This is a genomic window from Streptomyces sp. NPDC005863, assembly GCF_042871345.1.
In the GTDB taxonomy this organism is placed as follows: Bacteria; Actinomycetota; Actinomycetes; order Streptomycetales; family Streptomycetaceae; genus Streptomyces.
On sequence record NZ_JBIAII010000002.1, the window covers coordinates 635,002 to 656,371 of the forward strand.

Consider the following 21,370-nt stretch of genomic DNA (forward strand, 5'->3'; position numbering starts at 1 on the left):
AGATGCCGGCGGGCGGCACCGGTGGACGGCACCGGTAGACGGCACCAGTGGACACCACCGCGGCCGCGCCTCCGGGCCGTCAGCGCGCCCCGTACACCGGCTGCGGCGGCTCCGCGTCGGCGAGCAGTTTCCGCGCGGCCTCCCCGGCCTCCGCCGGCGACCAACGGGCGCCCCTGTCCGCCGTCGGGCCCGGCCGCCAGCCCTCCATGACGGTGATCCGGCCGGCTTCCGCCTCGAAGACGCGGCCCGTGACCCCGGCGGAGGCGGTGGAGCCGAGCCAGACCACGAGCGGCGACACGTTCTCCGGGGCCATCGCGTCGAAGCCGCCGTCCTCGGGGGCGGCCATGGTGTCGGCGAAGGTCCGCTCGGTCATACGGGTGCGGGCGGCGGGGGCGATGGCATTGGCCCGCACTCCGTAGGAGCCGAGTTCGGCGGCCGCGACGAAGGTCAGGCCGAGAATGCCGGCCTTGGCAGCGCTGTAGTTGCCCTGCCCGACGCTGCCGAGGAGCCCCGCTCCCGAGCTGGTGTTGACCACGCACGCGTGCGGGGCGCGGCCGGCCTTCGCCTCGGCACGCCAGTGCGCGCCCGCGTACTTGAGGGGGAGGAAGTGCCCCTTGAGGTGGACGCGCATCACGGCGTCCCAGTCGTCCTCCCCGAGGTTGACGAGCATGCGGTCACGCAGGAAGCCCGCGTTGTTGACGAGGGTGTCGAGCCGCCCGTACGTGTCGAGCGCGGCCCGCACCAGCGACGCGGCGCCCTCGGACGTGGCGATGTCGCCGCCGTGCGCGACGGCGTGGCCGCCCGCCGCGCGGATCTCCTCGACCACTTCGTGGGCGGGCCCGCCGGACTCCCCCGCGCCGTCGGGGCCCACGCCGAGGTCGTTGACGACGACCCGGGCGCCTTCGGCCGCGTACGCGCGCGCGTGCGCCCGGCCGAGGCCGCGCCCCGCACCGGTGACGATCACGACCCGGCCCTCGCAGAGCCCGGACCCGTTAGCAGCTGACGTCATGACAGGACTCCTAAGGGTGTTCGTGGTTGACGGGCGCGGCGGCCAGGAACGCCGGGCGTTCGCCGCCGCCGTGCAGGCGGAGCGCGGCACCGCTGATGTACCGCGCGCGGTCGGACGCCAGGAACACGCAGGCGTCGCCGACGTCTGCGGGTTCGGCGAGGCGGCCGAGCGGGACGGTGCGGGCGACCCGTGCGACGCCGTCCTCGTAGCCGTAGTGCAGGTGGGCGCTCTCGGTGCGGGCAAGGCCGAGGACGACCGTGTTGACGCGGATGGCCGGGGCCCACTCGACCGCCATGGTGCCGGCGAGGTTCTCCAGGCCGGCCTTGGCCGCTCCGTACGCGCCGCTGCCGGGCGAGGGCCGGGTGCCGCTGACGCTGCCGATCATCGTGATGCTGCCGCCGCCCTCCTGACGGCACATCACCTCGTGGGCGGCGAGTGAGGCGTACAGCGGCGCAAGGAGGTTCAGCTCGACGATCTTGGCCTGGCGGTCCGGGGCGGTGCCGGCGAGCAGTCCGAAGGGGGTGCCGCCCGCGTTGTTCACGAGGGCGTCCACCGCGCCGTGGTCCGCGGCCACTTCGGTGAAGAAGGCGCGGGCCGCCGCCGCGTCGCGCAGGTCGAGGGGTCTGAATTCGGCGGTGGCGCCCGCCGCTTCGACGGGTTCGTCCGGTGGCCTGCGGGCGCAGACGACGACGCGGGCCCCGGCCGCGAGGAAGCTCCGGGCGATTCCGGCACCGACGCCGCGGGTGCCGCCGGTCACGACGACCACCTGTCGACCGTCAGTCATCGCTCTGTCGTGTGTCAGTCATCGCTGCTACCTTTCTAACTAACAAATGTTTGGTTGAAGGCGTGTGGTCGAAAGGTAGCGGATCCTCTGATGTCTGTCTCCACCTCCGCCCCGGACAAGGGCGTCGCCGTCGTCACCGTCGACCACCCGCCGGTCAACGCCCTTCCCGTACAGGGGTGGTACGACCTGGCGGACGCGGTGCGCGCGGCCGGGTGCGACCCCGCGATCCGCTGTGTCGTGCTGGCCGCCGAGGGCCGCGGGTTCAACGCGGGCGTGGACATCAAGGAGATGCAGCGCGACACCGGCCACACCGCGCTGATCGGCGCCAACCGCGGGTGTTTCGCGGCGTTCTCGGCGGTGTACGAGTGCGAGGTCCCCGTCGTCGCGGCGGTGCAGGGCTTCTGTCTGGGCGGCGGCATCGGCCTGGTGGGGAACGCGGACGCGATCGTGGCGAGCGAGGACGCCACCTTCGGCCTGCCCGAGCTGGACCGGGGCGCGCTCGGCGCGGCCACCCATCTGGCGCGGCTCGTGCCGCAGCACCTGATGCGCACGCTCTACTACACCTCGCGCACGGCGACGGCCGCGGCGCTGCACGCGCACGGCTCGGTGTGGCGGGTCGTCCCGCGCGAGGAACTCGCCGAGGCCGCACTGGAGCTGGCGCGGGAGATCGCCCGCAAGGACGGCACGCTGCTGCGTCTCGCGAAGGCCGCGATCAACGGCATCGACCCCGTCGACGTGCACCGCAGCTACCGCTTCGAGCAGGGTTTCACCTTCGAGGCGAACCTCAGCGGCCTGGCCGACCGCATCCGCGAGGACTTCGGCACGCGAGGAGAGTCCGGGACACACGGGGAGGGCAGGGCATGAGCGGCAGGAACGACAAGAGGATGACGCCGGACGAGATCGTGGGGCGGCTGAGGAGCGGCATGACGCTCGGCATCGGCGGCTGGGGTTCGCGCCGCAAGCCGATGGCGCTGGTGCGCGCGCTGCTGCGGTCCGATGTCACGGACCTGACCGTCGTCTCGTACGGCGGCCCGGACGTCGGTCTGCTCGCCTCGGCCGGCCGGATCCGCAAGCTGGTCACCGCCTTCGTGACCCTCGACTCGATCCCCCTGGAGCCGCACTTCCGGGCGGCACGCGAGCGTGCCGCCTTCGAACTCGTCGAGCTGGACGAGGCGATGTTCATGCAGGGGCTCACCGCGGGCGCCCAGCGGCTGCCGTTCCTGCCGATCCGCGCGGGCCTCGGCTCGGACGTCCTGCGGGTCAACCCCCGGCTGCGGACAGTCACTTCGCCGTACGAGGACGGGGAGGAGCTCGTCGCCGTACCCGCCCTGCGGATGGACGCGGCTCTGGTCCACATGAACCGCGCCGACTCCGCGGGCAACGGACAGTACCTGGGCCCCGACCCGTACTTCGACGACCTGTTCTGCGAGGCCGCCGACACCGCGTACGTCTCGTGCGAGCGCGTCGTCGGCCCCGAGGAGCTCACCGCGCACGCGGCGCCGCAGACGATGCTGGTCTCCCGGCACGCGGTGACGGGCGTGACCGAGACGCCCGGCGGGGCGCACTTCACCTCCTGCGTGCCCGACTACGGCCGCGACGAGCCCTTCCAGAAGGAGTACGCGACCGCGGCGGCGGACCCGGCGGCCTGGGACGCCTTCCGGGCCCGCTTCCTCTCCGGCGACGAGCGCGACTACCACCTGGCCGTCCGGACCTGGCACAAGGAGCAGCGATGACGTCGACCACCGCGCGGGCCGTCACCCGCGCCGAGTACTGCGTGATCGCCTGCGCGGAGGCCTGGCGCGGCGACGGCGAGATCCTCGCCTCCCCGATGGGCACGGTCCCCTCGGTCGCGGCCCGCCTCGCCCGACTCACCTTCTCCCCCGACCTGCTGCTCACGGACGGCGAGGCCCTGCTCATCGGCGACGTCCCGGCCGTCGGCGCCGCCTCGTCGGTGACCGAGGGCTGGCTGCCGTACCGCAGGCATCTGACGATGGTCATGGGCGGCCGACGGCACGTGATGATGGGCGCGAGCCAGCTCGATCGCCACGGCAACCAGAACATCTCGTGCGTCGGCGACTGGGAGCGCCCCAAGCGCCAGCTCCTGGGCGTGCGCGGCGCCCCGGTCAACACACTGAACAACCCGGTGAGTTACTGGGTGCCGAGGCACTCGACCCGGGTCTTCGTCGAGAAGGTCGACATGATCAGCGGCGTCGGGTACGACAGCGCGGCGGCGGCCGGGCCCTCCGCGGCCCGCTTCCACGACCTGCGCCGGGTCGTCTCCGATCTCGGCGTCTTCGACTTCGGGACGCCCGACCGCCGCATGCGCGTTGCCTCGCTGCACCCGGGCGTCACCCTCGACCAGGTGCGCGAAGCCACGGGGTTCGCCCTGGCCGTGCCGGACGACGTGCCGTACACCCGCGAGCCGACCGCCGAGGAGCTGCGGCTGATCCGCGAGGTGGTGGATCCGCGCGGCCTGCGCGACCGCGAGGTGCGCGCGTGACGCGAGAACCACCGGGCCCGCCGTCCGGGGCGAACCCGCTCTCCGGGACGGGCCCGCTCTCCGGAACCCCCCTCCTGGAGACGCCGCTGACCCGGCTGGTCGGCGTGCGGCATCCGATCGTGCAGACCGGCATGGGCTGGGTGGCGGGGCCCCGCCTCGTCTCGGCGACCGCCGAGGCGGGGGCGCTCGGTATCCTCGCCTCCGCCACGATGACGGTCGACCAGCTGCGCGCCGCCGTGCGCGAGGTCAAGTCCCGTACGACGGCGCCCTTCGGGGTCAATCTGCGGGCCGACGCGGGTGACGCGCGGGAACGCGTGCAGATCATCGTCGAGGAGGGCGTGCGGGTCGCGTCGTTCGCGCTCGCGCCCTCCAGGGAGCTGATCGCCGAGCTCAAGGACGCGGGCGTGGTGGTCATCCCCTCCGTCGGCGCGCGGCGGCACGCGGAGAAGGTCGCCGCGTGGGGCGCGGACGCGGTGCTCGTCCAGGGCGGCGAGGGCGGCGGCCACACCGGCGAGGTCGCCACGACCGTGCTGCTTCCCCAGGTCGTCGACGCGGTGGATCTGCCGGTGATCGCGGCGGGCGGCTTCTACGACGGGCGCGGACTGGTCGCCGCGCTCGCGTACGGGGCGGCGGGCATAGGCATGGGCACCCGCTTTTTGCTCACCTCGGACTCGACGGTGCCGGACGCGGTCAAGGCCCGCTACCTGGCGGCCTCCGTCAAGGACGTCACGGTCACCACGCGCGTGGACGGCCTCCCGCACCGGATGCTGCGCACGGAGCTGGTGGCGGACTTGGAGAGAGCGGGCCGGATCACGTCGCTGGCGCGCGCGGTGCGGCACGCGGCGGCGTTCCGGAAGATCTCCGGCATGAGCTGGCGCCGACTGGCCCGCGACGGCCTGGCGATGCGGCACGGCAAGGACCTGACGTGGAGCCAGGTCGTGCTGGCGGCGAACACCCCCATGATGCTCAAGTCGGCGATGGTGGACGGCCGCCCGGAGCTGGGCGTGATGGCCTCGGGCCAGATAGCGGGCCTCATAGCGGACCTGCCGTCGTGCGCGGAGCTGGTGGAGCGGGTGCTGGGGGAGGCGGAGGAGGTGCTGGGTCGCTTGCAGGGGGCGTGACGTGTTCTGCCGGCGGAGCGGGCCCAACGCGGGTGACGTCAGGCGGAGGGCCTGACGCGGGTGGTCTGACGCGGGTGACGTCCCCGGGCGGCCCCTGCCGCCCCCGTGGCCGCGAGGCCCTCCGCCCCCTCCTCAGCGCCTCACCAGTGGCAAGTGGTCGAGGGCCCGGTCGGCGAGGCCGTCGGCGCCGCAGGAGCGGGCCAGGGTCAGGCCCCGTTCCAGATCGGTCGCGGAGTCCGCGGCGATGCCGTACTCGACGCGGGCCACCGCGTGTTCGTACGCGCACGGCGAGGCCTCCAGGTAGCCGGCGGCCTGCCGGTACAGGGCGACGGAGCGTGGGCCGGTCTCCAGCGCCGCCGCGCACCGCAGGGCCTCGCCGATCGCGGTGTCCGTGCCGAACCGCTCGGCCTGCCTGCGGGCGTCCGCGACCAGATCCGCGGCGCGCCGGGGGTCCTCGTGGGCCAGCGCGCGGGCGAGGTCGTACGCCCACGGGGCGAGCACGGTGTTGTACTGACCGCGCGCGGTCAGCGCCTTCGCGGTCGCCTCCAGTACGTTCAGCCCCTCCTTCGCTCGTCCGAGGGCGAGCAGGAGCCTGCCGCGGACGGACGGCGCGTCCGGCACGTAGATCGTGGAGGCGGACGGCGGCGCGAAGCCGTACCGGTCGGCTACGGCACCCGCCTCCTGGACGTGGCCGCGCGCCAGGAGCGTGTCGATGAGCATGCTGGCCGCCTCCCAGTGCATCGGCAGCCCCTCACCGACGCGGTCGGCCAGCCGCAGGCTCTCGCGCAGTGAGCGCTCGGCGTCGGTCAGCCGGCCGCGCCTGCGGTACACATAGCCGAGGAAGGCGTGCGAGAGGGCGAGGTGCCCGCCGCTCCAGCCCGCGGTCTCGTAGGCGCGCACGGCCTCGGTGAACAGGCTCTCCGCGCGGTCGAGCCGGTCGGAGAAGGCGTACGAACCGCCGAGCATCAGCCGGAGTTCGAAGCTCCACTCGGGGTCGGTCCAGCCGAGCCCGGGCGCGAGGCGGCCGTTGACGAGGGCGCGGTCGCAGAGCTCGACGACGAGTTCGGCGCTCTCTCCGCGGGTCATGGCGTCGAAGGCGCGCAGGATCAGCAGGGCGCGCTCGGAGTTGTCGCGGCCCCGGAGCGGGCCGGCGAGCGCGGCGAGCCGCCGCGACCGTCCCGGAGAGTCCTCCTCGTCCGCGTGGATGCCCTCCCACATGTAGTGCACGGCCTGCAGCCGCAGCCGCGCGGGCCCCTCGTCGAGCCGCCCCGCCTCCTCGGCGATGACGCGCAGGCCGTCGTCGAGCTGGTCGTTGTGGACCAGGGCCTGGGAGAGGCGGCAGACCGCGTCGACCCGCAGCTCCTGGTCGAGGCCGGGCATGGAGAGCGCCTCGCGCAGATGGCCGATGGTGGTGACGGGCGAGGTGAGCAGGGTGGCGCAGCCCAGTTCGTAGCGCACGCGCGCGTGGATCTCGGGCAGCGGGGGTTCGGCGAGGGCGCGCTCCAGGCACCGGCGGGCCGCGTCGGGCGCGCCGACGGCCAGATGTTCGGCGGCGGCCCGGCGCAACTGCTCCACCAGCTCGGGGTCGTCGTCGGGGTGGACCTCCAGGAGGTGCCGGGAGGCGGCCGCGGCGCCACGGCCGTCGTGGGCGACGACGGAGGCGGCCTGGCCGTGCATCGCGGTGCGGGTGGCGGCCGGGATGGAGCGGTAGACCGTGGTGGCGATCAGCGGGTGGACGAACTCCATGCCGTCGTCGCCGTCGATCAGGATGCGCGCGGTGCACAGGCGCTCCGCGCACCGCTCGGCCTTCTCCGTGGTCATGCCGGCGAGCGAGGCGGCCAGTTCGACGGAGATGGCGCTGCCGAGGATGGCGGCGGCCCAGGCGAACCGGGTGGCGTCGGTGCCGAGACCTTCGAGGCGGGCGACGAGACCGCGGCCGCGGGCGGTGCGGTTGAGGGCGCGCAGCTCGTCGGCGGAGCTCTCCACCGGGTCGAGTTCGCTGTCCTGCACCTTGGCGAGGAGCTCCACGGATTCGTACGGATTGCCGCCGGTGACGGCCCAGACCTCGCGGCAGAACGGGGAGTCGGCGTGCTCGCCGAGCGTGGCGCGGGTCAGGCCCGCGGCGGCGTCCGGGGTGAGGGCGCGCAGGGTGGTGAACGAGCGGGCCTTGGCGGTGACGGCGGCCAGGTGGCGGGCGCTCTCGCCGGCGGCCTCGCCGGGCCTGCGGGCGATCACGACGAGTACGGGCAGTTCGTCCAGGCGCTGGGCGAACGTGGCGAGCCAGTGCAGGGTCTCCTGGTCGGCCCAGTGCGCGTCGTCGATGAGCAGGACGAGCGGCCAGTGCAGCCGGGCGAGCCGGGAGACGGCCTCGACGAGGCCGTCGCAGACGCCTTGCGGATCCGGCTGGCGACCGCCGGGCTCGGCTATGCCGAGGGCGGGGCCCGCGATGTCGTAGCAGTCGCCGAAGTACTCGCGGGCGTCGTCGGGGGTGAGGTGGACGAGGGCGGGCTGCAGGAGCTGGCGCACGACGTTGAAGGGGACGGAGGTGACGGTCTCGCCGCCGCGCGCCGACCAGACCGTGGCGCGGCCCTCCGCGAGGCGGCGCACCTCGGTTAGGAGCGCCGTCTTGCCGATGCCCGCCTCGCCGCTGAAGGCGATGAGTCCGCCGGCGGTCGTCGCATCGGCGCAGAGGTCCTCGACGGCCCGGGTCGCCGCGGCGAGTTCGTCGTCGCGCTCCCACAAGGGACCCCCGGCAGCTCCTCCGGGCCGTACCTGCGTCATCGCGCTACCTCCCGGGGTCGCTCAATCGACGTACAGAAGTCGAGACTAGCCGGGTCGGGGCCGTGATGGAGCGCGGTCGGCGCAGGTACTCCCGCAAGGGGTGAGGAAGAGTCCATTTCCCGGGCGGACGGCGGCCGGTCAGAGGCGTTCGATGATCGTCACGTTGGCCTGGCCGCCGCCCTCGCACATCGTCTGGAGCCCGAACCGGCCGCCGGTGCGCACCAGTTCGTGCAGGAGCGTGGTCATGAGTTTCACGCCGGTCGCGCCCAGGGGGTGGCCGAGGGCGATCGCACCGCCGTTGACGTTGACCTTCTCCGGGTCGGCGCCGGTCTCCCGCAGCCAGGCCAGGACGACCGGCGCGAACGCTTCGTTGATCTCGACGAGGTCGATGTCGCCGATGCTCATGCCGGTCTTCTTGAGGGCGTGGGCGGTGGCGGGGATCGGTGCGGAGAGCATCCGGATGGGGTCCTCGCCGCGCACGGAGAGGTGGTGGATCCGCGCGCGGGGCGTCAACCCGTGGTCCCGGACGGCCTGTTCGCTCGCGATGAGCAGCGCCGCCGCGCCGTCGGACACCTGTGAGGAGCAGGCGGCGGTGATCGTGCCGCCGTCGAGGACCGGCTTGAGACCGGCCATCTTCTCCAGGGTGGTGTCGCGCCGCGGCCCCTCGTCGGTGGTCACGCCCCGGCAGGCGGTCAGTTCGCGGTCGAAGCGGCCCTCGTCGATGGCGCGGACCGCCCGCCGGTGCGAGCGGAGCGCGAACTCCTCCATGTCACGTCGGGATATCCCCCACTTCTCGGCGATCGACTGGGCGCCGTGGAACTGGTTCACGGGACGGTCGCCGTAGCGCGCGCGCCAGCCCTCGCTGCCCGCGTAGGGGCCCTCGGTGAGGCCGAGGGGTTCGGCGGCCTGCCGGGAGGCGAAGGCGATGGGGATCATCGACATGTTCTGGGTGCCGCCGGCGACGACGAGGTCCTGGGTGCCGGAGAGCACGCCCTGCGCGGCGAAATGCACGGCCTGCTGGGACGACCCGCACTGCCGGTCGATCGTCACGCCGGGCACCTCTTCGGGCAGTCCGGCCGCCAGCCAGCTGGTGCGGGCGATGTCGCCGGCCTGCGGTCCGACCGTGTCCAGGCAGCCGAACACGACGTCCTCGACGGCGGCGGGGTCGACGCCGGTCCGCTCGACGAGTTCCTTCAGGACGTGGGCGCCCAGGTCGGCGGGGTGGACCTGGCTCAGTCCTCCCCCGCGCCTGCCGACGGGGGTGCGGACCGCTTCGACGATGTAGGCCTCGGCCATGACTGCGTACTCCTCGGTCGTGCGGCGCCGTCCGACGACGCGCCGCTCACGTACGTACGGAGATGCCGTCCAGGACCATCGACAGGTACTGACGGGCGATCTCCTCGGGGCTGTGGCCCCCGCCGGGGCGGTACCAGGACGCGGCGACCCAGACGGTGTCGCGCACGAAACGGTAGGCGAGCCGGATGTCCAGGTCGCCCCGGAAGACACCTTCCGCGACGCCGCGCTCCAGCGTGGTGAGCCAGGCCTTCTCGAAGCGCTGCTGCGAGTCCGACAGGTACTGGAAGCGCTGCTGGGCGACGAGGTGGCGGGACTCCTTCTGGTAGATCGCGACGGCGGCGCGGTGCCGGTCGATTTCCCGGAAGGACTCGGTGACGAGGGCTTCGAGCGTTTCCCGGGGGCCGAGCTGGGCCTGGAGCACGGTGTCGTACCCGTCCCAGAGCTCGGTGAGGAAGGTGCGGAGGATCTCTTCGAGCATCGACTCCTTGGAGTCGAAGTGGTAGTAGAGGCTGCCGGCGAGCATCCCCGCGGCATCGGCGATCTTGCGGACCGTGGTGGCGTTGTACCCCTGTTCGGCGAAGACGTCGGCGGCGATGGCCAGAAGTTCGCGTCGCCGCTCGGGTGACGGGCTCACCTGGGCCTTCTTCGTGGCGCCGGCGGGCTTGCGCGGTGCGGGGCCGGTCGTCTTACGCGGTGCGGGGCCTGCCGTCTTGCCCGGTGCGGGGCCGGCCGGCTTGCTGGTGCTCTCGTTCGGTTTCGACACACGGTCATTCTCCGCCTAGGCGTGCTGACTGCTGACCGAGACCGTCTCACCCGTCATGTACGAGGAGTAGTCGCCGGCCAGGAAGACGATGACGTTGGCGATCTCCCACGGTTGCGCGTACCGCCCGAACGCCTCGCGGGCGGTGAGCTCTTCGAGGAGCTCGGGCGAGGTGACCTTGGCGAGGTGGGGGTGCATGGCGAGGCTCGGCGCGACCGCGTTGATCCGTATGCCGTGCGGGGCCGCTTCGAGTGCGGCGCAGCGGGTGAGGGCCATGACGCCCGCCTTCGCCGCGGCGTAGTGCGCCTGGCCCGCCTGGGCGCGCCAGCCCAGCACCGAGGCGTTGTTGACGATCACGCCGCCCCTGCCCTCGGCCCGCAGTCGGCGCAGGGCGGCGCGCGTCGAGCGGAACGTGCCGTTCAAGGTGACGTCGATGACCTTGTCCCACTGCTCGTCGGTCATCTCGGTGAGCTCGGCGGTCCCTCCGAGGCCGGCGTTGTTCACCACGATGTCGAGGCGGCCGTGGCACCGCTCCGCCAGGTCGAACAGGGCGTCGATCTGCGCCGGATCCGTGACGTCGCACGGGGTGCCGTCGACCCGCTCCTCGCCGAACTCCGCGGCGAGCTCCGCCACCGTCTCCTTGGTCCGGCGCGCGTGGGCGTCGCCGATCACGATCCGGGCTCCCTCCTGCAGGAAGCGGCGTGCGGTGGCGCCGCCGATGCCGGCCCCGGCGGCCGCCGTGATGACGGCGGTGCGGCCCGCGAGCAGGTCGTGCGCGGGCACCTGGGCGGGTGCGTCCATGGCATCCCCGGCATCCATGAGCTGTCCCCCGATTCCGGCTCCGGGCCCTCGACTCGTCGGCTCCTCTCAGGATAATCTACCAAACACTTGTTAGGGAAGGGTGGGCCACGGATGGATCTCGACTTCACCCCCGAGGAGGGGGAGTTCAGGCGGCGGGCGCGCGACTGGCTCGCCGCGCATGTGCCGACCGCGCCACTCCCCTCCCTGGAGACGGCGGAGGGCTTCGCCGCCCACCGCGCGTGGGAGCGCACCCTCGCGGCGGAACGCTGGTCGGTGGTGTCCTGGCCCGAGGAGTACGGCGGGCAGGGCGTCGACATCGTCAAGTGGCTGGTGTTCGAGGAGGAGTACTACGCGGCGGACGCGCCGGGCCGCGTCTCGCAGAACGGCATCAACCTCCTCGCGCCCACCCTGTTCGACTTCGGCACCGAGGAGCAGCGGGCGCGGGTGCTGCCCTCCATGGCGACCGGCGAGGTCGTCTGGGCCCAAGCTTGGTCGGAACCGGAGTCGGGGTCCGACCTGGCGTCACTGCGCTCCACCGCCCGCCGTACGGACGGCGGTTGGCTGATCAGCGGGCAGAAGACCTGGTCGTCCCGGGCCGCGTTCGCCGACCGCGCGTTCGGCCTCTTCCGCAGCGGGCCGCCGGGGGGCGGCGGGGAGTCGCCGGAGGGCGCCGGGAGGCCATGGGAGGGCGGTGGGAAGCCCCAGGAGGGCGGCAGGAGGCGGCCGGCCAAGCCGCACCAGGGCCTGACCTACCTGATGTTCCCGCTCGACGCGGACGGGGTGACGGTCCGCCCCGTGGGTCGCCTGGACGGCAAGCCCGCCTTCGCCGAACTCTTCCTGGACGACGTCTTCGTGCCGGACGAGGACGTGATCGGCCAGCCGGGCCAGGGCTGGCGCATCGCCATGTCCACCACGGGCAACGAACGCGGCCTCACCCTGCGCTCCCCCGGCCGCTTCCTCGCCGCCGCGGACCGCCTGGCCCGCCAGTGGCGCACCCACGCGGACCCGGCCGACAGCGCGCTGCGCGACCGCGTCGCCGACGCCGTCATCGGCGCCCGCGCGTACGCCCTGTTCACCTGGGCCAGCGCCTCGCGGTTCCTCGCCGGCGAGACCATCGGCGCCGAGTCCAGCCTCAACAAGGTCTTCTGGTCGGAGTACGACATCGCCCTGCACGAGACGGCGCTCGATCTGCTCGGCCCGGACGGCGAGTTGACCGACGGCCCGCGCGCGGGCGGCCCCGACTGGGCGGAGGGGTACGTGTTCTCGCTCGCCGGTCCCATCTACGCGGGCACCAACGAGATCCAGCGCGACATCATCGCCGAGCGGCTGCTCGGCCTGCCGAAGGGACGCCGCTGATGCCCAAGGGGTCGCCGCTGATGCCGGAGGGACGCCGCTGATGAGGTTCCTCCTCGACGACGAGCAGCGGGAGTTCGCCCGCTCGCTGGACGCGATGCTGACGGCAGCCGACACGGTGGCGGCCACGCGCGCGTGGGGCTCCGGTGATCCCACCCTCGGACGCGCGATATGGGCGCGCCTCGCGGAGGCAGGCGTCTTCGCGCTGCCGGTGCCCGAGGAATACGAGGGGGTGGGCCCGCTGCCCGTCGAAACAGCCGTCGCCTTCGTGGAGTTGGGACGGCACGCCGTACCGGGCCCGGTCGTCGAGACGGTGGCGGCGGCCGCGCTCCTGGCGCATCTCGCCGAGGAGGGCGAGCGGGGTCCCGCCAAACGCCTGCTGCCCGCCCTGGCCGCGGGGACGGCGAGCGCGACCCTCACCCTGCCGGATGGCGGCCCCCACGCTTTGGACGCGGATACCGCGGACCTCGTCCTGGTCGTGACGGACGAGACCTTGCGGCTCGCGCCCGGGCACGCGCGCGTGCGGCGGTCCCTGGATCCCGCGCGGCGGCTCGCCGCGCCGCTGCCCGGCGGCGAGTTGCTCGCCACGGGCGCCGCGGTGGCCGCGGCCGCGCGGCACGCGACACGTTGGGCGGCGCTTGCCACCGCCGCGCAGGCGCTGGGCGTCGGCTTGGCGCTGCTCGACAGGACCGTGGCGTACGCGAAGCAGCGCACGCAGTTCGGGGTACCGATCGGATCGTTCCAGGCGGTCAAACACCGGCTGGCAGACGTCCTGGTGGGCCTGGAGTTCGCCCGGCCGCTGGTGTTCGGCGCGGCGACGACGCTGGCGCAGGCCGACGTGGCCGCGGCGAAGGTGACGGCGTCCGAGGCGGCCTACGGGGCGGCCCGCGCCGCGCTCCAACTGCACGGGGCGCTCGGGTACACGGCCGAGTTCGACCTCTCCCTGTGGCTCACGAAGGCGCGGGCTCTGCGGGGTGCGTGGGGGGACCCGGGGGTGTGGCGGGAGAGGGCACTCGCGGCGTACGAGTGAGGGGGGCGGGGTACGAGGTGGGTGGGGGGCGGCGGCTGGACGACCGGGGCGCGAGCCTCGCCGCCGCGCGTCAGCGCGAAGGCCTCACCGCCGCGCGTCAGCGCGAAGGCCTCACCGCCGCGCGCCGGACGCGAAGGCCTCGCCGACACGCATCGGACGCGGGGCCGCAAAGGCCGCGCCCGACCCGTCAGAGACGTGCCCGCGGTGCGAGGCCGCACCCCGTGCGTACAGGACACGAGGAGCACGCGGACGGGCCCTGACGCGCGCACGCGCGCAATTGAGCAATGAGCAGACGCCCGCCGCAAGACGACCCCTGGCAGGATTCCAGGAGGCGCCACGGCTGACGGCTGCGCGGCAGGGCATCGGGGGCCGCGTTCACGGTCGCGCGGAGGCGCGCCGGGCCGCACCCCACGGGTATGCGCCACAGCAGACCGTGACCGCCGACGTCCGGTCCGGAAGCCGGAAGGGCGCGAACGCACCCCACTCGCGTCGGGTGCAAGAGGCGGCGGCCTACCGCCATGCCATAGAACGGTCGCGCGACGCGGAACCGAAAACCGGCCAGGCAACCTCCCACCCCGTGCCGCTTTCCAGGAAGGCCTGCCGCCCGTGCGGCGTGGGATGCGATGATCAAGCGCAAGGGTGAGCCGACCGAGAAGGAGGCCCCACGTGCGCGTGATCGGGCTGATGTCAGGGACCTCGTACGACGCGATCGACGCGGCAGCCGCCGATCTGACCCTCGACGGGGACCGGCTGGCCCTCACTCCCCTCGGACTGATCAGCCGCGGCTACGACGAGGGGTTGCGCGCCGGTCTCGCCGCCGCGCTGCCACCCGCCGCCACCACCCTCGCCGAGGTCTGCCGGCTCGACACCCGGATCGGCCGGGCCTTCGCCGCCGCCGCGGTCGAGGCCGACCGTGACCTGTGCGAGGGGCGGGCCGAACTGGTCGCGTCGCACGGCCAGACCGTCTACCACTGGGTGGCCGACGGCCAGGTGCACGGCACCCTGCAGATCGGCAGGCCCGCCTGGATCGCCGAGGCGACGGGCCTGCCGGTGGTCGCCGACTTCCGTCCCCGGGACATCGCGGCGGGCGGCCAGGGCGCGCCCCTGGTCAGCCTGGTGGACCGGATGTGGCTGCGCGGCCGCCCCGGCGCCCCCGCCGCGCTGAACCTCGGCGGCATCGCCAACATCACGGCCGCCGACGGCACCGCCTTCGACACCGGCCCCGCCAACGCCCTGATCGACGCCGCCGTCCACGCGGCGACGGACGGGCGCCTCGCCTACGACCTGGACGGCGAGTTGGCGGCGCGCGGCGCGGTCGACGAGGGGCTGCTCTCCCGGCTCCTCGCCGAGCCGTACTACGCCCTGCCGGCGCCGAAGACGACGGGCAAGGAACTCTTCCATCTGCCGTATCTGCGTACGGCGTTGCGGGGATACGAGCAGCTGCTCACCGAGGACGTCGTGGCCACGCTCACCCGGCTCACCGCCCGCACGGTCGCCGACGCCGTCCGTTCCGTCGGCGCCTCGGAGGTGGTCGTCTCGGGCGGCGGGACACGCAATCCGGCGCTGATGGCCGCCCTGCGCGCGGAGTTGGGCGTGGGTGTCCCGCTGCGCGCCTCCGACGAGCTGGGTCTGCCCTCCGCGGCGAAGGAGGCGTACGCCTTCGCCGTCCTCGGCTTCCTGACCCTGCACGGGCTGCCGGGCACCGTCCCCGCGAGCACCGGGGCGCGGCACGCGAGCGTGCTGGGGTCGATCACCCCGGGGCGCCCGGGGACGCCGTGGCCGCGGACGGTGGACGGTGCGGGTCCCTCGCGGCTCGTCATCAACGGATACGGGGACGGGAGTTGGCCCGCGAGCTGAGCCGCATCGCGGACGCCTGGGGGAAGACGTACGGGAAAGTGGAAAACGTGCGGAGAAGCGGAAGACGTACGGAACAGCGGTAGACGTACTGAACCGGGGCAGAACGCGGGGAACCGGTTCATCACCGGGGGGACCCTCTCATCCCCCTTTCACGCGGGGCTCTTACGCTGGCGGCCATGACCCAGATGACTCCCCCAGGCTGGTACCCCGATCCCGGCCAGACCGCCGGCGGTCCTCCCACCGAGCGCTGGTGGGACGGGACCGTGTGGACGGACCAGGTGCGCGCCGCCGCGAGCACCGCGGCACACCCGACGCAGCCGGCGTTCCCCGCCTACCCGGGGCAGCCGCCCGCCCCCGCCCCGCGGCGCCGCCTGCGCATCGCGATAGCCACCGGCGTGGTCCTCGTCGTCCTCGCCGGGATAGGCGGCGGCGTCTACGCCCTGACCTCCGACGGCGACGGGGACGACGGCGTCTCCACGGCCAAGGAACCGTCGGCCGGCGGCCCGCGCGAGCCGGACTCGTCCGAGTCGCCCCGGACACCGCGGTCGCCGGACGAAGGCGGCGGACCGCAGGCGCCCGAGCAGGACCCGGGGTTCGCGAGCGACCTGGTGAACGGCGTCAAGATACCGGTCCCGGACGGTTGGAAGGGCGGGAGCACACGGTACGGCGCCGGGGTGCAGACCGACCCGATCCCCTGCCCCGGCAACACGTCGGAGCAGTGCACGCGCGGGAGCGCGTTCTCCCAGTCGGCCGAGCAGTGGAAGGTCGACGCCACGACGCCCGAGGCGGCCGCGAAGGCGGACATCGCGAAGAACGCCAAGTCGGGGTACGGCGGCAAGACCTACGGAAAGATCACCTCGCACAAGGTGCTGGCCTCGGAGCCGGTCACGGTAGCGGGGCAGAAGGGCTACCACGTCCGCTGGAAGGCGGTCACAGAGAAGAGCGACGACGGCTACGTCGAGTCGCTCGCCTTCCCCTCCCCCGCCGACACGTCGAAAATCGTCATCATCCGGATGGGCATCGACGTCAACAAGGACGCCCCCGCGCAGTCCGCGATGGACAAGATCGCCGAGGGCATCAAGGCCGGTCCGGTCGGCGGTGGCGGCGCCGGCAAGAACGTATAGGCGACGTACAGGCGACAAGAACGCACGCACGGGCGGACCCGGCAGAACCGCCGCGCCCGTGACGCAGCGGACCGGGCGGGGTTCCTCGCCGCTCAGGAGGAACCCCGTCCGGTCCGGGGGTGCGCGCCGCCCCCGTCCCCACGGTGCGGCGCGGGCAGGCCCGGGTCAGCCATCCAACAGCCCCGGGCCCACGATCAGGTGAGACCGAGTGCGGGAAGCACACAGGTCTCGACGAAACGGGTCAGATACTCCTCGTCGGCGTAGACGCCCTCCAGGATCGGCCGGGCGCGCAGCACGCCGAACAGCTGCACCGAGAGGAACTCCACCGCCGGGTGGCCCTCGACGATCTCGCCGCGCTCCACGCCGCGCCGGATGATCGCGGCCATGGCCCTGCGCTCCGGCTCGACCAGCGTCTCGCGCAGCGCCCGCTGCAGCTCCTCGTCCTGCAGGACCGCGTGGCTGAGCGCCTGGACCAGCATCGTGTCCCGCCCGGACTGCTCGCCGGCCGCCCGGGCCGCCTCCCGCAGGTCCCCGGCGAGGCTGCCGGTGTCGATGCCGGCGAACCGCACACAGCGGTTGGCGCGCAGCGCCGCGGCCACGAACTGTGGCTTGGTCTTCCACTGCCGGTAGAGCGTGGACTTGCTGCACCGGGTACGGGCGGCCACGCCCTCCATGGTCAGGGACTCATAGCCGCACGCGCGGAGCTGGTCGAGGACGGCGTCGTAGAACTCCTGCTCACGCTCGGGCGTGATCTTCGAGCGGTTCGACGTCGACGTCATGACTCTTCTCCTCGGTACGGCGGCCGACCGGCTGAATCGGCCCCTTTCGATACGCCAGTGTACCGGTACGCTTCCGTATCGGTACACTGGCGTATCGATGAGTGGGGCGATCCTCCGCTCAGCACCGCACCACCCAGTCGTCACGTAAAGGGGCCGGGGGATGGAATCCCGAACCGAGCCTGCCGAACGGGAGCCGGACATACGGGTCCGGGAGCCGGGCGCGAAAGCCGTCCGGAAGCCGGACACATCTGCCCGACCGCCCCTCGTCCGCGAGCTCCTCCTCGTCGTAGGACTCTTCCTCGTCTACAAATTCGGCAGGCAGCTCGCCAACGGTCACACCGGCGAGGCCTTCCGCAACGCTCACCACGTCTGGGACGCCGAGCGCACGCTGCACCTGCCCGGCGAGGGCTCCGTGCAGCATGTCCTGACCGGCAGCGAGACGCTGATCCACGTCGCGAACACCTATTACGCGACCGTGCACTTCCCGGCGACCCTGCTGTTCCTGGTCTGGCTGTATCTGCGCCGCCCCCGGCACTACGTGTGGACGCGCCGGGTGCTCGCCGCGCTGACCGCGGCCGCCCTGGTGCTGCACCTCGGGTTCCCGCTCGCGCCGCCGCGCATGCTGGGCGCGGCGCACCTCGTGGACACCGCGCAGGTCTACGGGCCCTCGGTGTACTCCGCGAAGCCCGCCACCGACACCATGGCGAACCAGTTCGCGGCCATGCCCTCGCTGCACTTCGGCTGGGCCCTGATGCTCGCCGTCGGCATGATCGTCGCCACCTCGACCCGGTGGCGCTGGCTGTGGCTGCTGCACCCGCTGCTGACCCTGCTCGTGGTGGTCGGCACCGCCAACCACTACTGGCTCGACGCGCTCGTCGCGACCGCGCTGCTCGGCATCGCCCTCGCGGTGATCCGGCTGCCGCGCGCGGGCCGGTCGCGCGTGGTGCACCGCTCGACGCCGACCTCGGCCTCGGCACCGATGCCGACCCCGGCACCGGCTGTCGCGCCCGCGCCCGCCTCCCCGTCGGAACTGATCACCTCGGGGGCAGGCCGATGAGCGCCACGCTTCTCGCCGTCGCCCTCTCGCTGGTCTCCGCGGCCGCGTACGCCGCCGCCGCGGTCGCCCAGGAACGGCTCGCCTCGCGCGTCACCGAGGGCGAGAACGGCGTGCTGCGCATGCTCGGCAGCGGCGTGTGGTGGTCCTCGGTCGGGCTCAACGCGTCCGCGGCGCTGCTGCACGTGGCGGCCCTGAAGTACGGGCCGCTCACCCTGGTCCAGCCGCTCGGCGCGCTCACCCTGGTCGCGGCCGTGCCCCTCGGCGCCCGGCTCGCGGGACGCCGGGTCACGCGGCTGGAGTGGCGGGGCACCGGCCTCACCCTCATCGGGCTGGGCGCGCTGCTCCTGACCGCTTCGGGGCCCGCGCCGGACGACACGCTGACGGTGCCGGAGGCGCTGGTCGTGGCCGCGTCGACGATGGCGGTCATCGGGATCCTGTCGCGGCCCGGCGCCCGGCCGGGGCTGCGCCACGCGACCGCGTCCGGCTTCGCCTCCGGGGTCGCGTCGGCCCTCACCCAGACCGTGACGGTCGCGGTGACGGACCGCACGGGCCCGCTGTTCACCCCGCAGGTGGTGATCGTGGCGGTGCTGGTCGCGGCCTTCGCCGCCGGCGGTCTGCTGCTCTCGCAGACCGCCTACCGCGGCGGCCTCGGCGCACCGCTCGCCGTGGTCACGCTGACCAACCCGGTCGCCGCATCGGTGATCGGTGTCGCACTGCTCGGCGAACGGCTCCAGGGCGGGGCCGGCGGCATCCTCGTGGCCGTGGCGGGCGCGGCGGTGGCGGCGTACGGCGTCGTGGTCCTCACGCGGTCGCCGCGCACGCTCCCGGTCGTGGAGGAGGCCGTGCCAGAGTTCCTTCCATCGATCCCCGGCCAGTCGGCGGATTCCGCGGCGCTTCACCTGTCGCGGTCTTAGGTCGTATTCGCGACCACGGCCTCGCACTGGCCCGCCCTCGTGGCCGCGGACAAGGTGGTCACCCTCGCCTGCCTACGACCCGGTCTCCCCTGACCGGGCCCGCACCGCTCGATACGGATGCGCGCCATCACCGCCTCGAACTGGGTGCAGTCGTTGACGTTTCTGGCAGTCAGGGTGAAGCCCAGGTGCCTGCCCTCGCCGTCGCAGGCGAGGATCTTCGTGGTCAGTCCGCCGCCGGAACCGGCCGATCGCTTCGCCCGGCCGGAGCTCCCTTTCGCCCCTCGGCGGCGTGCTGGTGGGCCCGCGTGGTCGTGGAGTCGGCACACGCCACCGTCCAGTCGACGGTGCCAGCAGTGTCCGAGTGCTGCCGGACCTGGGCCAGCAAGTTGCCCCAGGTGCCGTCGGCCGACCAGCGGCGGAAGCGTTCGTAGACCGTCTTTTCACGGCCTGTGGCGTTCGGGCCGCGGCCCATCCGCGACGGAGCCAGCAACGGCTCAACGACCACCCACGCCTGATCAGTGAGCTCGTGGTGATGGCCATGTGGGGCCGTACGTGCAGCCCTCGACCTCCACGCGGGTGGCTGGGAGTGGGACGTTCCGCCCGAGGACGTACGTATGCCGACTCCGACGGAGGAGTTGAGCGCGAAGGTGGCCGTGGCCAGCCGGAGGTGGGGACAGTGCCCCTCGCTCGGCCCTGCGCTACGAGGCCTGGACGCTCCAGCTCAACCGCGAGCCGGACGCGGAGCCGGTCCTCTACGCGGTGCAGTGCGCCGTGGACGAAGAGACCTCGCCGACAACGATGGCGTCGCCGAACCACAGGAATAGGTAAGGCTGCACCAGACGGCTCTCACCGCCGGCCTTGGCCTACGTACACTCCGTGCTCAAGTCCGCATTGGAGCTCGCGGTGCGCAAGGATGAGATCCCGCGCAACGTCCGCACCGGCACACCTCGGCCCCGCCGCTACGAACCCCTCACCGCCGACGAAGCCTGCCAATTCCTTGCCGCCGCGCGCGGACACCGGCCCCACACCCTGGTCGAACTCGCCCTCCATCCTGGGCTCCGCAAGGGCGAACTCCTCGGCATGCGCTGGGAAGACCTCGGCCTGACCGGCGGAACCGCCAGCACCCGATGCACCCTCCAGCGCACCAACTCAGGCGGGCCTGACCGCCCTCCCCGCCAGGACCCAGAGTTCCGAACGGCGCATCGCTCTGCCCACGCCATGTCCGCGATCCCTCGAACAGCACCGCGACCGCCAGCTCAAGGAACGCGAGGCAGCAGGGACAGACTGGAAGGACAGCAGCCACGTTTCCACCCGTCCCGACGGCATCCCCATCGAAGGGGGCCACCCTCACTCGGCACTTCAACATCCTGCTTCGCCAGGCAAGGCTCCACCGCATTCGGTTCCACGACCGCCGCCACTCGGCGGCCACCCTGCTCCTGGAACAGGGAGTGGAGCTCGTTGTGATCAAGGAGCTGTTGGGACACGCACACATCGGCGTCACCGCCACCGTGTACGCCCACGTCCGACTCCGTCTCCAACGCGAAGCCATGACCGCCCTCGGCAACGCTCTCGACCGCCCCTAACCCACGCGCGGCCACGGCGGCGAACACTCCTTGTGTTACCGCCGTTGCCGTCACTTACTGCCGTCAGCGCTGATCAATCCCGACAAAACCAGCACTCCGAGAAGCTTGAATTCACAGAAGCGAACCTGTCGGCTCCGAATCAAGGACGCCGCGTCACCCCTCTTCAACCAACTCGCCCCTGAATTCACGATGAATGAACACTTGATCGCTAACACGCGAACGCAGCAGCGACTTCAAGCCCTGAATGCTCCCAATCGGGTTGACCGCCCGCGCTACTGGAGTTGCAATCTTTTCGACAAGGCCCATTCGAAGGAAATCCTCACCGCACGTCTCGGCTGCTTGCCCACATAGGAGGTCGAGATCTTCGCGAGAAATGGAGGTGATTGCGTCTGCCCTGAACCTGACGAGACATTTCACCTCCGGGAGCCACCCCGCCTTAACATGGGCCGCTGGCGCGAATCCGACGTTTACGTAGCACGACTCATCCCAGCTGGACTCCTGGACGGCAACTACACAGTAGAGATCGCCAGACACTCTGTACCAGCTTGCCGATTTCTTTCGAAAACCCAGCGGCTTGAAGACCTCATTGAAAGCCTCAAGGAGAAGCGAGTTAACCATCAG

Annotated in this window: 18 protein-coding genes and 2 pseudogenes; 11 read left to right on the forward strand and 9 right to left on the reverse strand. The window is 72.7% G+C overall.

What is annotated here, in order from left to right:
* Nucleotides 1-79: 79 nt before the first annotated feature.
* Both ACFYO9_RS08855 and ACFYO9_RS08860 read right to left on the reverse strand, forming a co-directional pair.
* The gene (locus ACFYO9_RS08855; RefSeq protein ID WP_358777357.1) at nt 80-1,009 is read right to left on the reverse strand and encodes an SDR family oxidoreductase; all 930 of its coding nucleotides are present in this window, start codon (nt 1,007-1,009) and stop codon (nt 80-82) included.
* A 10-nt stretch (nt 1,010-1,019) separates the two neighbouring features.
* Entirely contained in the window at nt 1,020-1,793 is a 774-nt protein-coding gene (locus tag ACFYO9_RS08860; protein WP_358777358.1) for an SDR family oxidoreductase, read from the reverse strand.
* Nucleotides 1,794-1,883: 90 nt separating this feature from the next.
* Here ACFYO9_RS08860 and ACFYO9_RS08865 point away from each other — a divergent pair, with 90 nt between their 5' ends.
* The 4 genes from ACFYO9_RS08865 (at nt 1,884) to ACFYO9_RS08880 (ending at nt 5,414) form a co-directional block, all read left to right on the forward strand.
* The gene (locus ACFYO9_RS08865; protein WP_358777359.1) at nt 1,884-2,657 is read left to right on the forward strand and encodes an enoyl-CoA hydratase family protein; all 774 of its coding nucleotides are present in this window, start codon (nt 1,884-1,886) and stop codon (nt 2,655-2,657) included.
* Nucleotides 2,654-3,526 carry a CoA-transferase gene (locus ACFYO9_RS08870; protein ID WP_358777360.1) on the forward strand — a complete coding sequence of 291 codons (873 nt, stop codon included), beginning with the start codon at nt 2,654-2,656 and terminating at the stop codon, nt 3,524-3,526. Before ACFYO9_RS08865 ends, ACFYO9_RS08870 begins: the two co-directional genes overlap by 4 nt.
* Nucleotides 3,523-4,293: a CoA-transferase gene (locus ACFYO9_RS08875; RefSeq protein ID WP_358777361.1), complete on the forward strand. Its 771-nt coding sequence runs from the start codon at nt 3,523-3,525 to the stop codon at nt 4,291-4,293. The genes ACFYO9_RS08870 and ACFYO9_RS08875 overlap by 4 nt, the downstream gene beginning before the upstream one ends.
* 74 nt (nt 4,294-4,367) lie before the next feature.
* On the forward strand, nt 4,368-5,414 hold the full coding sequence (locus tag ACFYO9_RS08880) for a nitronate monooxygenase (RefSeq protein ID WP_358777390.1): 1,047 nt from the start codon (nt 4,368-4,370) through the stop codon (nt 5,412-5,414).
* A gap of 132 nt (nt 5,415-5,546) precedes the next feature.
* On the opposite strand, the gene ACFYO9_RS08885 is transcribed toward ACFYO9_RS08880, so the two are convergent.
* From ACFYO9_RS08885 to ACFYO9_RS08900, 4 genes are all read right to left on the reverse strand, one after another.
* Nucleotides 5,547-8,195: an AAA family ATPase gene (locus ACFYO9_RS08885; RefSeq protein ID WP_358707057.1), complete on the reverse strand. Its 2,649-nt coding sequence runs from the start codon at nt 8,193-8,195 to the stop codon at nt 5,547-5,549.
* Between the two features lie 138 nt (nt 8,196-8,333).
* Nucleotides 8,334-9,491, reverse strand: a complete 1,158-nt coding sequence (locus ACFYO9_RS08890; RefSeq protein ID WP_358777362.1) for an acetyl-CoA C-acetyltransferase — start codon at nt 9,489-9,491, stop codon at nt 8,334-8,336.
* 46 nt (nt 9,492-9,537) lie between these two features.
* The gene (locus ACFYO9_RS08895) at nt 9,538-10,125 is read right to left on the reverse strand and encodes a TetR/AcrR family transcriptional regulator (protein ID WP_355814348.1); all 588 of its coding nucleotides are present in this window, start codon (nt 10,123-10,125) and stop codon (nt 9,538-9,540) included.
* Between the two features lie 144 nt (nt 10,126-10,269).
* Nucleotides 10,270-11,052: an SDR family oxidoreductase gene (locus tag ACFYO9_RS08900; protein ID WP_358777391.1), complete on the reverse strand. Its 783-nt coding sequence runs from the start codon at nt 11,050-11,052 to the stop codon at nt 10,270-10,272.
* A gap of 111 nt (nt 11,053-11,163) precedes the next feature.
* Between ACFYO9_RS08900 and ACFYO9_RS08905 the strand changes: the two genes are divergently transcribed.
* The 4 genes from ACFYO9_RS08905 to ACFYO9_RS08920 all read left to right on the forward strand — a co-directional run bounded on the left by ACFYO9_RS08905 (nt 11,164) and on the right by ACFYO9_RS08920 (nt 16,416).
* Nucleotides 11,164-12,408, forward strand: a complete 1,245-nt coding sequence (locus tag ACFYO9_RS08905) for an acyl-CoA dehydrogenase family protein (RefSeq protein ID WP_358777363.1) — start codon at nt 11,164-11,166, stop codon at nt 12,406-12,408.
* A gap of 40 nt (nt 12,409-12,448) precedes the next feature.
* Entirely contained in the window at nt 12,449-13,435 is a 987-nt protein-coding gene (locus ACFYO9_RS08910; RefSeq protein WP_358777364.1) for an acyl-CoA dehydrogenase family protein, read from the forward strand.
* A 666-nt stretch (nt 13,436-14,101) separates the two neighbouring features.
* On the forward strand, nt 14,102-15,292 hold the full coding sequence (locus ACFYO9_RS08915) for an anhydro-N-acetylmuramic acid kinase (protein WP_358777365.1): 1,191 nt from the start codon (nt 14,102-14,104) through the stop codon (nt 15,290-15,292).
* A gap of 176 nt (nt 15,293-15,468) precedes the next feature.
* On the forward strand, nt 15,469-16,416 hold the full coding sequence (locus tag ACFYO9_RS08920; protein WP_358777366.1) for a DUF2510 domain-containing protein: 948 nt from the start codon (nt 15,469-15,471) through the stop codon (nt 16,414-16,416).
* Between the two features lie 194 nt (nt 16,417-16,610).
* Here the strand turns inward: ACFYO9_RS08920 and ACFYO9_RS08925 are convergent, their stop codons facing one another.
* Nucleotides 16,611-17,195 (reverse strand): TetR/AcrR family transcriptional regulator C-terminal ligand-binding domain-containing protein, encoded by a 585-nt coding sequence (locus ACFYO9_RS08925; protein ID WP_355814288.1) that lies wholly within the window; start codon nt 17,193-17,195, stop codon nt 16,611-16,613.
* Nucleotides 17,196-17,355: 160 nt separating this feature from the next.
* Between ACFYO9_RS08925 and ACFYO9_RS08930 the strand changes: the two genes are divergently transcribed.
* Both ACFYO9_RS08930 and ACFYO9_RS08935 read left to right on the forward strand, forming a co-directional pair.
* Nucleotides 17,356-18,252: a phosphatase PAP2 family protein gene (locus ACFYO9_RS08930; protein WP_358777367.1), complete on the forward strand. Its 897-nt coding sequence runs from the start codon at nt 17,356-17,358 to the stop codon at nt 18,250-18,252.
* Nucleotides 18,249-19,166: a DMT family transporter gene (locus ACFYO9_RS08935; protein WP_358777368.1), complete on the forward strand. Its 918-nt coding sequence runs from the start codon at nt 18,249-18,251 to the stop codon at nt 19,164-19,166. The genes ACFYO9_RS08930 and ACFYO9_RS08935 overlap by 4 nt, the downstream gene beginning before the upstream one ends.
* Nucleotides 19,167-19,225: 59 nt before the next feature.
* Here the strand turns inward: ACFYO9_RS08935 and ACFYO9_RS08940 are convergent.
* Nucleotides 19,226-19,671, reverse strand: a pseudogene (locus ACFYO9_RS08940) (transposase); the annotation flags it as partial.
* A gap of 326 nt (nt 19,672-19,997) precedes the next feature.
* On the opposite strand from ACFYO9_RS08940, the pseudogene ACFYO9_RS08945 reads away from it, so the two are divergent.
* Nucleotides 19,998-20,749 (forward strand): annotated as a pseudogene (locus ACFYO9_RS08945) (tyrosine-type recombinase/integrase); the annotation flags it as partial.
* Between the two features lie 153 nt (nt 20,750-20,902).
* Here ACFYO9_RS08945 and ACFYO9_RS08950 read toward each other — a convergent pair.
* On the reverse strand, nt 20,903-21,367 hold the full coding sequence (locus ACFYO9_RS08950) for a DUF4304 domain-containing protein (RefSeq protein ID WP_355814296.1): 465 nt from the start codon (nt 21,365-21,367) through the stop codon (nt 20,903-20,905).
* Nucleotides 21,368-21,370 lie beyond the last annotated feature (3 nt).

What these genes read in the sequence shown, in the direction of transcription:
- ACFYO9_RS08855 (WP_358777357.1), bottom strand. Translation starts at nt 1,009, where the DNA reads ATGACGTCAGCTGCTAACGGGTCCGGGCTCTGCGAGGGCCGGGTCGTG.
- ACFYO9_RS08860 (WP_358777358.1), bottom strand. Translation starts at nt 1,793, where the DNA reads ATGACTGACGGTCGACAGGTGGTCGTCGTGACCGGCGGCACCCGCGGC.
- ACFYO9_RS08865 (WP_358777359.1), top strand. Translation starts at nt 1,884, where the DNA reads ATGTCTGTCTCCACCTCCGCCCCGGACAAGGGCGTCGCCGTCGTCACC.
- ACFYO9_RS08870 (WP_358777360.1), top strand. Translation starts at nt 2,654, where the DNA reads ATGAGCGGCAGGAACGACAAGAGGATGACGCCGGACGAGATCGTGGGG.
- ACFYO9_RS08875 (WP_358777361.1), top strand. Translation starts at nt 3,523, where the DNA reads ATGACGTCGACCACCGCGCGGGCCGTCACCCGCGCCGAGTACTGCGTG.
- ACFYO9_RS08885 (WP_358707057.1), bottom strand. Translation starts at nt 8,195, where the DNA reads ATGACGCAGGTACGGCCCGGAGGAGCTGCCGGGGGTCCCTTGTGGGAG.
- ACFYO9_RS08890 (WP_358777362.1), bottom strand. Translation starts at nt 9,491, where the DNA reads ATGGCCGAGGCCTACATCGTCGAAGCGGTCCGCACCCCCGTCGGCAGG.
- ACFYO9_RS08900 (WP_358777391.1), bottom strand. Translation starts at nt 11,052, where the DNA reads ATGGACGCACCCGCCCAGGTGCCCGCGCACGACCTGCTCGCGGGCCGC.
- ACFYO9_RS08905 (WP_358777363.1), top strand. Translation starts at nt 11,164, where the DNA reads ATGGATCTCGACTTCACCCCCGAGGAGGGGGAGTTCAGGCGGCGGGCG.
- ACFYO9_RS08910 (WP_358777364.1), top strand. Translation starts at nt 12,449, where the DNA reads ATGAGGTTCCTCCTCGACGACGAGCAGCGGGAGTTCGCCCGCTCGCTG.
- ACFYO9_RS08920 (WP_358777366.1), top strand. Translation starts at nt 15,469, where the DNA reads ATGACCCAGATGACTCCCCCAGGCTGGTACCCCGATCCCGGCCAGACC.
- ACFYO9_RS08925 (WP_355814288.1), bottom strand. Translation starts at nt 17,195, where the DNA reads ATGACGTCGACGTCGAACCGCTCGAAGATCACGCCCGAGCGTGAGCAG.
- ACFYO9_RS08930 (WP_358777367.1), top strand. Translation starts at nt 17,356, where the DNA reads ATGGAATCCCGAACCGAGCCTGCCGAACGGGAGCCGGACATACGGGTC.
- ACFYO9_RS08935 (WP_358777368.1), top strand. Translation starts at nt 18,249, where the DNA reads ATGAGCGCCACGCTTCTCGCCGTCGCCCTCTCGCTGGTCTCCGCGGCC.
- ACFYO9_RS08950 (WP_355814296.1), bottom strand. Translation starts at nt 21,367, where the DNA reads ATGGTTAACTCGCTTCTCCTTGAGGCTTTCAATGAGGTCTTCAAGCCG.